This window comes from Ruegeria sp. BE9, from assembly GCF_056538765.1.
The window spans coordinates 1-7,839 of record NZ_JBQFTS010000014.1 but is presented as its reverse complement, the minus strand read 5'-3'; the positions used below and the strand labels follow the sequence as shown (position 1 = coordinate 7,839).

5 protein-coding genes are annotated in these 7,839 nt (G+C 55.6%); 2 read left to right on the top strand and 3 right to left on the bottom strand.

The window, feature by feature from the left end; all coding sequences use genetic code 11:
- Positions 1 to 13: 13 nt before the first annotated feature.
- Positions 14 to 1,675, top strand: coding sequence for a GMC family oxidoreductase (locus tag ACR0EO_RS21995; RefSeq protein WP_480693052.1), 1,662 nt, complete (start codon positions 14 to 16; stop codon positions 1,673 to 1,675).
- A gap of 96 nt (positions 1,676 to 1,771) precedes the next feature.
- Positions 1,772 to 4,285, top strand: coding sequence for a CoA transferase (locus tag ACR0EO_RS21990; RefSeq protein WP_480693051.1), 2,514 nt, complete (start codon positions 1,772 to 1,774; stop codon positions 4,283 to 4,285).
- Positions 4,286 to 4,667: 382 nt separating this feature from the next.
- On the opposite strand, the gene ACR0EO_RS21985 is transcribed toward ACR0EO_RS21990, so the two are convergent.
- From ACR0EO_RS21985 to ACR0EO_RS21975, 3 genes are read right to left on the bottom strand one after another with little or no spacing between them, the layout of a single operon-like run.
- Positions 4,668 to 5,636, bottom strand: a complete 969-nt coding sequence (locus tag ACR0EO_RS21985) for an enoyl-CoA hydratase/isomerase family protein (protein WP_480693050.1) — start codon at positions 5,634 to 5,636, stop codon at positions 4,668 to 4,670.
- A gap of 15 nt (positions 5,637 to 5,651) precedes the next feature.
- Positions 5,652 to 6,515 carry an enoyl-CoA hydratase-related protein gene (locus ACR0EO_RS21980; protein ID WP_480693049.1) on the bottom strand — a complete coding sequence of 288 codons (864 nt, stop codon included), beginning with the start codon at positions 6,513 to 6,515 and terminating at the stop codon, positions 5,652 to 5,654.
- A gap of 22 nt (positions 6,516 to 6,537) precedes the next feature.
- Positions 6,538 to 7,815 (bottom strand): CaiB/BaiF CoA transferase family protein, encoded by a 1,278-nt coding sequence (locus ACR0EO_RS21975; RefSeq protein ID WP_480693048.1) that lies wholly within the window; start codon positions 7,813 to 7,815, stop codon positions 6,538 to 6,540.
- Positions 7,816 to 7,839 lie beyond the last annotated feature (24 nt).

Sequence of the window (7,839 nt, the reverse complement as noted above, 5' to 3'; positions counted from 1 at the left end):
CCGGAGCTTGATCATGTCTGTGGAAACGTTTGATTACATCGTCGTAGGGGCCGGCACCGCTGGCTGCCTGCTGGCCAACCGTCTCAGTAAGGATCCATCAAAGCGCGTTCTGTTGCTGGAAGCCGGTAAGAAAGATACCTATCCGTGGATTCATATCCCTGTCGGGTATCTCTACTGCATTGGCAATCCGCGCACTGATTGGCTGTATCAGACGGAGCCCGACAAAGGTCTGAACGGCCGTATCTTGCGCTATCCGCGTGGCAAAACGCTGGGCGGGTGCTCCTCGATCAACGGCATGATCTACATGCGTGGACAGGCACGGGACTATGACAACTGGGCCAAGCTGAGTGGTGAGGACGACTGGAGCTGGGAGAACTCTATCCCTGACTTCAAGGCGCATGAAAACCACTACAAGCTGGACAACGGGGCTGACCCGAGAACCGGCGACAACAGCCGGTTCTCGGACCTGCATGCACATGGCGGAGAATGGCGTGTCGAAAAACAGCGTCTACGCTGGGACGTGCTGGATTCCTTCGCCGAGGCCGCCAATGAGGCCGGGATCGAGTCGACGGACGACTTCAACGCGGGTGACAACGCCGGGGTTGGCTATTTCGACGTAAACCAGAAATCAGGGTGGCGCTGGAACACTTCCAAAGGTTTCCTACGCCCCGCGAAAGAACGCCAGAATCTCACCATCTGGACCGAAGCGCAGGTTGAGCGTCTGACATTCGATACCATTTCGGACGGCGCGACCCGTTGTTCCGGTGCGATTGTGCGCCGTGCGGGGCAGCCGGTCACTGTTAAGGCCTCGGCCGAAGTTATCCTTTCGGCCGGTGCCATCAACTCACCACAAATCTTGCAGCTGTCGGGTATTGGTAACGGCGAATTCCTGAAGTCCCATGGGATCGACGTAGTGCTGGACCAACCTGCCGTAGGGGAGAACTTGCAGGACCACCTGCAGATCCGCGCCGTATTCAAAGTGGATGGGGCCAAGACGCTCAATACGCTGGCCAACAGCCTTGTGGGCAAGGCTAAGATCGGCCTGCAATACGCTCTGCAACGCTCTGGCCCTATGAGCATGTCACCCAGTCAGCTGGGAGCTTTCACACGGTCCGACCCAAGCCGCACTCATGCAAACTTGGAATATCACGTGCAGCCGCTGAGCCTTGAGGCCTTTGGTGAAGACCTGCACGAGTTCCCGGCCATCACCGTAAGCGTGTGTAACCTGAACCCCACCAGCCGGGGCAACGTTCGCATCCGGTCAAACAAATACACTGACGCGCCGATGATTGCTCCGAACTATCTGGACACGGACGACGACCGCAAAGTCGCCGCAGACAGTTTACGTCAGGTGCGTGAGATCATGTCCAAACCTGCGATGAAGAAATACAATCCGCAGGAATGGAAACCAGGCGTTCAGTTCCAGACAGATGAGGAACTGGCCAAACTGGCGGGTGACATCGCCAATACCATCTTCCACCCCGTGGGTACGGCCAAGATGGGACGCGATGACGATCCTTCCGCCGTAGTCGATCCGTATTTGAAGGTCAAAGGCATTAAAGGCCTGCGTGTCGTCGACGCCAGCATCATGCCCGAGATCACCAGCGGCAATACCAACGCTCCAACTCTGATGATCGCCGAAAAGGCCGCGCGCTGGATTCAGGAAGGTCGGTAAACCAACCAAAAGAGTGGCCCCGGGTTCATGGGCGGACCCGGGTCTTTTTCGTCAGATCGGGCAGCTAGTGCCCGTAGAACTGCAGGGATAATGCACATGACACTCCAATCGTCCTCTGATCTGCCGCTTGCCGGTGTCAAAGTCATCGACTTTGGCCAATATATTGCCGGCCCAGCCGTCGCCATGATCCTTGCGGATTTTGGCGCCACGGTCATTCGCGTCGAGATGCCCAACGGTCCGCTTTGGGAAAGCCCGGCCAACGCGACGCTGAATCGCAACAAGCGGATTGTAACCCTGGATCTAAAGACCGACGAAGGCATGGCACAGGTGCGAGAACTGATCGCCGAGGCCGACATCCTCGTTGAGAGCTTCCGCCCCGGCGTGATGACCCGCATGGGTTTGGATTTTGGCGATTTGCGTGCAGCTCGTCCCGAATTGATCACTTTGTCGATCCCCGGCTTTGCATCAAATGACGAACTGCGCCGAGATTGGCGTGCATACGAAAGCGTCATCGCAGCTTCGTCTGGTGTGTTCACCGATATGGGCCTGAACCGCGTACTGATGGGCATCAACCCGTCGTTTTCCCCGCTGCCGCTGGCCTCGGCCTATGGCACAATGCTGGCTGCGTCCTCGGTGGTTCTGGCACTGCAATCGCGTGAACGCACCGGATATGGCGACCAGATCGAGGTACCTCTGGCCTCGGCGGTCATGGAAGGCCTCAGCTACAACTCGATCAAGATTGACGAGTATCCGGATCGCTACAAAACTCAGCGCGAGCTTGAGATTGAACGCCGCCGGATCGAAGGCCTGCCCATGAACGTCTCTTATGACGACCTGCAGGAGCTGTTGGACCCGTTTTATCGATCCTACAAGTGCAAGGACGGCCGCATGTTCTATGTGGTCTGTCCCAGCCACAAAGAACACGCCAAACGCTGTCTCAAAAAGCTGGGCATCTATGACGAACTCGTCGAGGAAGGGTTGACCGAAGAGGCCGACACCTATCTTCCCGTTTCCGAGTGGAAAAACGATGTGTCCCTGGGTGTCTATCCGCTGCCCAAGTTCTGGGCAGATAAGATCGCAGAACGGATGAAAGAGGTGTTCCTGACCCGGACTTCCAAAGAGTGGGAAAAGATTTTTGGCCGCGGAAAATTTCCGGGTGCACCGCAACGCTGGCTGCAAGAGTGGATTCACGACGACCACGCCGAAACAGCTGGCCTGATGGTCGAAGTCGAAGACCCCGAATTTGGCACAATGACGCAACCTGGCCCAATGGTCTGGCTTGAAGAATCCGGCGAGGAAATGCTGGAACCTAAACCGCGTGAATGGGTCGAATTCGATGCCGCTTTGGCAGCATTGAGGGCACACCAAACCTCCGTACCGGATCTTGTGCCCGACGAAGAGAAAACCGGCTGGCTGGACGGCGTTCGCATTCTTGATCTGTGCAACGTGATCGCTGGCCCTCACTCCGTTGCCTATCTGGCCCGGTTCGGGGCTGAGGTGATCAAATTGGATCCGGCGACCCCATTCTACGACTGCTGGAACACTGTAATTTTCAGCCTGTCCCACGGCAACGGCAAGCGATCTGTGCTGGCAGACATGAAGTCGCCTGAAGGGCGCGAAGTTTTTGAAAAACTAGTGAAATCCGTCGACGTCATTGTGTGGAACGCCACCGATGCTCAGGTGCAAGGGATGGGTTTGGACCGCGAAGGCCTCGCCGAACTGAACCCTGATGCGATCTTCTGCAAGATGGACTGCTTTGGCGGAGTACGCCGTGGACCGCGATCGAACTACCTTGGTTATGACGATCTTGTTCAGGCAACCACTGGCATCATGTTGCGGTTTGGCGGATCAATGGAAACGCCTGAAGAACATGCGCACGTCGGTACCATTGATGTAATGTGCGGCTTTGGTGGTTCGCTGGGTGTGGCCACAGCGCTGTATCAAAAGCTCAAAACTGGCCGCGTTGGGCGACCACGCACATCTCTGGCGGCTCTGAGTGGGCTGGCACAGATGCCTTTCTGTTATGATTATGAACGCCGCGGTCTGTTTGATGAACCCGCCGGACAAGAGATCAACGGCTATGATGCTCTGACCCGCTTCTACTACACCTCATCAGACCGTTTCATCCTACTTAGTGCCTATGAATCGGATGTTCCCAGACTGGCGACAGTCGAAGGTTTGGAAGGGTTTGAGGATGTCGCCGTCGAGGACCGTGATGCATTTCTGGCGAACGCGTTCTATCAGGCCCGCGCAAGCGATTGGGCCGAGCGCTTGCAAGCCGCCGACGTGGGCGGGACCATCTGCGAAAACATCGAAACGATCCGGTCCTATAACGCGCGCCCTGCAGACGGAACGCCCGGTACCGATCGCGGCAGCTATTCGTTCTCAGTCTACGAAGATCATCCAAGTGGCCACACTGTAACGCAGCTAGATCCTTTCGCGATCCGCCCGGTAAGGGGCAAGGTCTATGCGCTGACTCCTGCTGAGAAGTTCGGTACATCAACACGCACAGTGTTGCAGGAACTCGGCTACGAAGAGACGAAGATTCAGAACATGTTGCAGGAAGGTTCGGTCAGCGAAAGTTGGAGCAAAGAGTACCTGCCCAGCTGACACTCACAATAGGTCAGGGAGAAGCCACAGAAGCGGGTGGCGCCCTGATCAGCAAAGAAAAAGCTGTCAGATGTTTGTGACCAGTGGTCTTCTCAACAATCTGTTGAACGATCTGTCATAATTCTAAGTCCAAGAAACCGTTCGGGCGCTAAACCAAGTCCACCCGTCTCTCATAACCCAAACATCTGCTGTTAAGTGTTTCGATCAACGAGGCCACTTGATGAGACTCGATAGCGACATGAGCTGTCAGCGCATTCTGGTGAGAGTCAGGCTATCGAAAAGCTTTTACCGTCTAACTGCGACCACAACCAAACAATGGTAAACGCGCGAACCGAAAGGTATCGGGATCGACAGTAAGCTCCTGGACGTTTTCCCATTGTTTTCAAAGACAGTCAGAGCGCCAGGCCGGCGAGTGGTCTTTGTCAACCAATACAGCACGCACTCCCTCGACCAAATCCGGATGGCGAATGGCGTGTCGCATAGCTTCGAATTCCTGTTCCAGGCATTCGGAGAGAGACAATTCTCCACCGCTTTGCAACAACGCCAGTGTTTCCCGCAAACTGCGAGGTGATGCCTTTTGCAATGACCTGAGCGCACTGGCCTTAGAATTGCTATGCCGACGCTCTAAACAATCCTCAATGTCCCGAAGGGTAGGTTGGTCAAAGCACAAGGTGGTTTCAGCCAGCATTAACGTACTTGGCTGATAGCCGATAGCCGCACAAAGATCCTTTAAGACTTCAGCAACCGGCCTGTCGTTGTGACACAATTCACTTTGAAGTTCAGACAGGGCTTCCGCCTCAATCATATGAGTGGAAATACCAAGGTCATGTGCGTCAAAACCACGAACTGAAGAACCGGTTAGCCCCATCCAAGTACCGGCGGAATGTGGCATGCGCGGCAGGAAATAACTGCCCCCTACGTCTGGGATAAACCCGATGGCTGTTTCGGGCATGGCAAACACCGCACGTTCTGTCGCGACCCGATATGCGCCATGCACTGACAGGCCCATTCCACCTCCCATGCAAATCCCGTCAATCAACGAGATATAGGGTTTGGGAAACCGAGAAATTTTCTCAATCAGGGCGTACTCTTCCTTAAAGAAGAGCTCCGCCTCTTCGAATTCTTTCGCCAGACAAAACTCTCGGATCTGGCGCATGTCTCCGCCCGCGCAGAAAGATCGGTCGGTATTCGACTTGAGCACGACGCAGTGAACGTCCGGGTCATCCTGAAATTGATAAAGCGCAGCACTAATTTCCCGGACCATCTCTAGGTTCAGTGCATTCATCGCCTTTGGCCGGTCCAGGCCTATCACCCCAGCCCGGCCTAGTTTTTCAACTACAACGTGGGTCACGTCCCTGCCCTGCCGTTAGCGGTTACGGAATACAGGAGCACGTTTTGCAATGAATGCAGCCATGCCTTCCTTTTGACCATCGGTCGCAAAGGCAGCTTGGAACAGGCGACGTTCATGCAGCACACCAGCCGATAGACCTGTTTCGAGCGCATTGTTGACCGCTTCCTTGGCCATGGCCACGGCAGGCGCATTCAGACCGCCGATCTGATGGGCAGCCTCCAATGCGGTTTGTAGCAAATCTTCGGTCGGCACTACGCGTGCTACGATCCCGGCGCTCTTGGCCTCGTCAACGCCGATCGTGCGCCCGGTCAGGATCAAATCCATGGCCAAGGCTTTGCCAATCGACTTGGTCAAACGCTGCGAACCACCGATACCCGGCAGAATGCCCAGCTTGATTTCCGGCAGGCCAAATTGTGCATCATTGCTCGCGATGATGAAGTCACACATGAGCGCCAGTTCAAAACCACCCCCAAGAGCAAAGCCGCTGACCGCCGCGATCACCGGCTTTTTGATAAAGCGCATCTGATCCCAATCGGCGAAGATGTCATTGGCCAACAGATCCACCAAGTGCTTTTCGGCCATTTCCTCGATGTCGGCACCCGCGGCAAAAGCACGGGGGCTGCCGGTGATGACCACGGCACCAATCCGATCATCCGCGTCAAACTCTTTAAGGGTCTGCATGACCTCGGAAGCCAACTGAAGATTGAGTGCATTCAAGCTTTTGGGTCGGTTCAGAGTAATTAGGCCGACACTTTCGCGACGCTCGACAATGATTTCTTCAAGCGCGGTGCGAACCGGTTTCTTTTCGATTTCTTCTACCTGCGTCTCGTTGTTGACGCTTACGGGTGTTGCCTTGGCTTTGGCCTTGCTGGTCGTCATGCGTTTTCTCCTGGAATGTGTTTCAGCTTTTCAGACCAAACTCGGTCCAGTTCGTACCCTCGGTGGGCGCTTCCGTGTCTTGGCGCGTCTTGGCCGAGACGTTGTGGTCATAGGCTTCGAACCCAGCCATCTTTTCGGCCAGAATAGCCTCGCGGTGCTCATTCAACCCCGGTGCGACTTGAGTCTCGTTGGGGTCCATGTCTTTGTAAGCCGAGAGCTTGATGGGATTGCCCGCAGTGCGGAACGGCTTTTTGCCCTGTCCTTCGACCTGTACGATCATGTTGCGCGACAGAAGCTGCGGATGATCCAATAGGCGGTCGATCGTGTTGATCGGGGCGCAAGGGACACCGGCCTCATTCAGTGCATCCAACCAATGCTCAACCGGCTTTTTGGAAGTTACAGCGTCAATGGCTGCGACCATCTTAGGGCGGTTGCGTACGCGCAAATCGTTGCTCGCAAAATTTGGGTCTAGCGCCAATTCCGGTGCTTCCAGAGCATCGGCCATCAGCAGGAACAGCTGGTCATTCCCGGCAGCAATCACGAAGCGTTCATCCGCGGCTTGGAAGGTCTCGAACGGCGCCAGAGATGGGTGACAATCGCCTGTCCGTGTCGGCACAACATTCTCGACGTCATAGCGCGCCAAAGCAGTCTCCATTAACGCGGCCTGACAATCGAGCATACCGATATCAACCCGTTCGCCCTGTGCATTCTTGGTACGCTTATAAAGCGCGGACAAGATGCCGATAACGCCAAACAAAGCCGCGCCGAGATCGCCAAAGCTGGTGCCAACGCGCGCGGGTTGCTCGCCGGGCCAGCCGGTCAGGCTCATAACACCGCCCATGGCCTGAACCACCATGTCATAGCCCGGCAAATCAGTCATCGGACCGGAATGGCCAAAGCCCGAAATCGAGGCATAGATGAGATGCGGGTGGGTCTTGGCCAGACGCTCAGCTCCATAGCCTAGGCGGTCCATGACCCCGGGCCGGAAGTTCTCAACCAGCACGTCAGAAGTATCCAGGAGCCGTTCCAAAAGCTCACGATCACGAGGTGACTTTACATCCAGAACGATGCTTTCCTTGCCACGGTTGAAACACATGAAATATGCGCTTTCAGCATCCACAAAGGGAGGGAAGGCGCGGGTGTCGTCGCCTGTCCCGAATTTTTCAACCTTGATCACCCGCGCGCCAAGATCGGCCAAAACCATTGTGCAATACGGGCCCGCTAACACACGCGAGAAGTCAAGAACGGTGATCCCTGAAAGAGGCCCCCCTTCAAGTTTTTCGTCTTCGGGTTTCTGCATGGTAATCCCTCCTCCTGATCACCT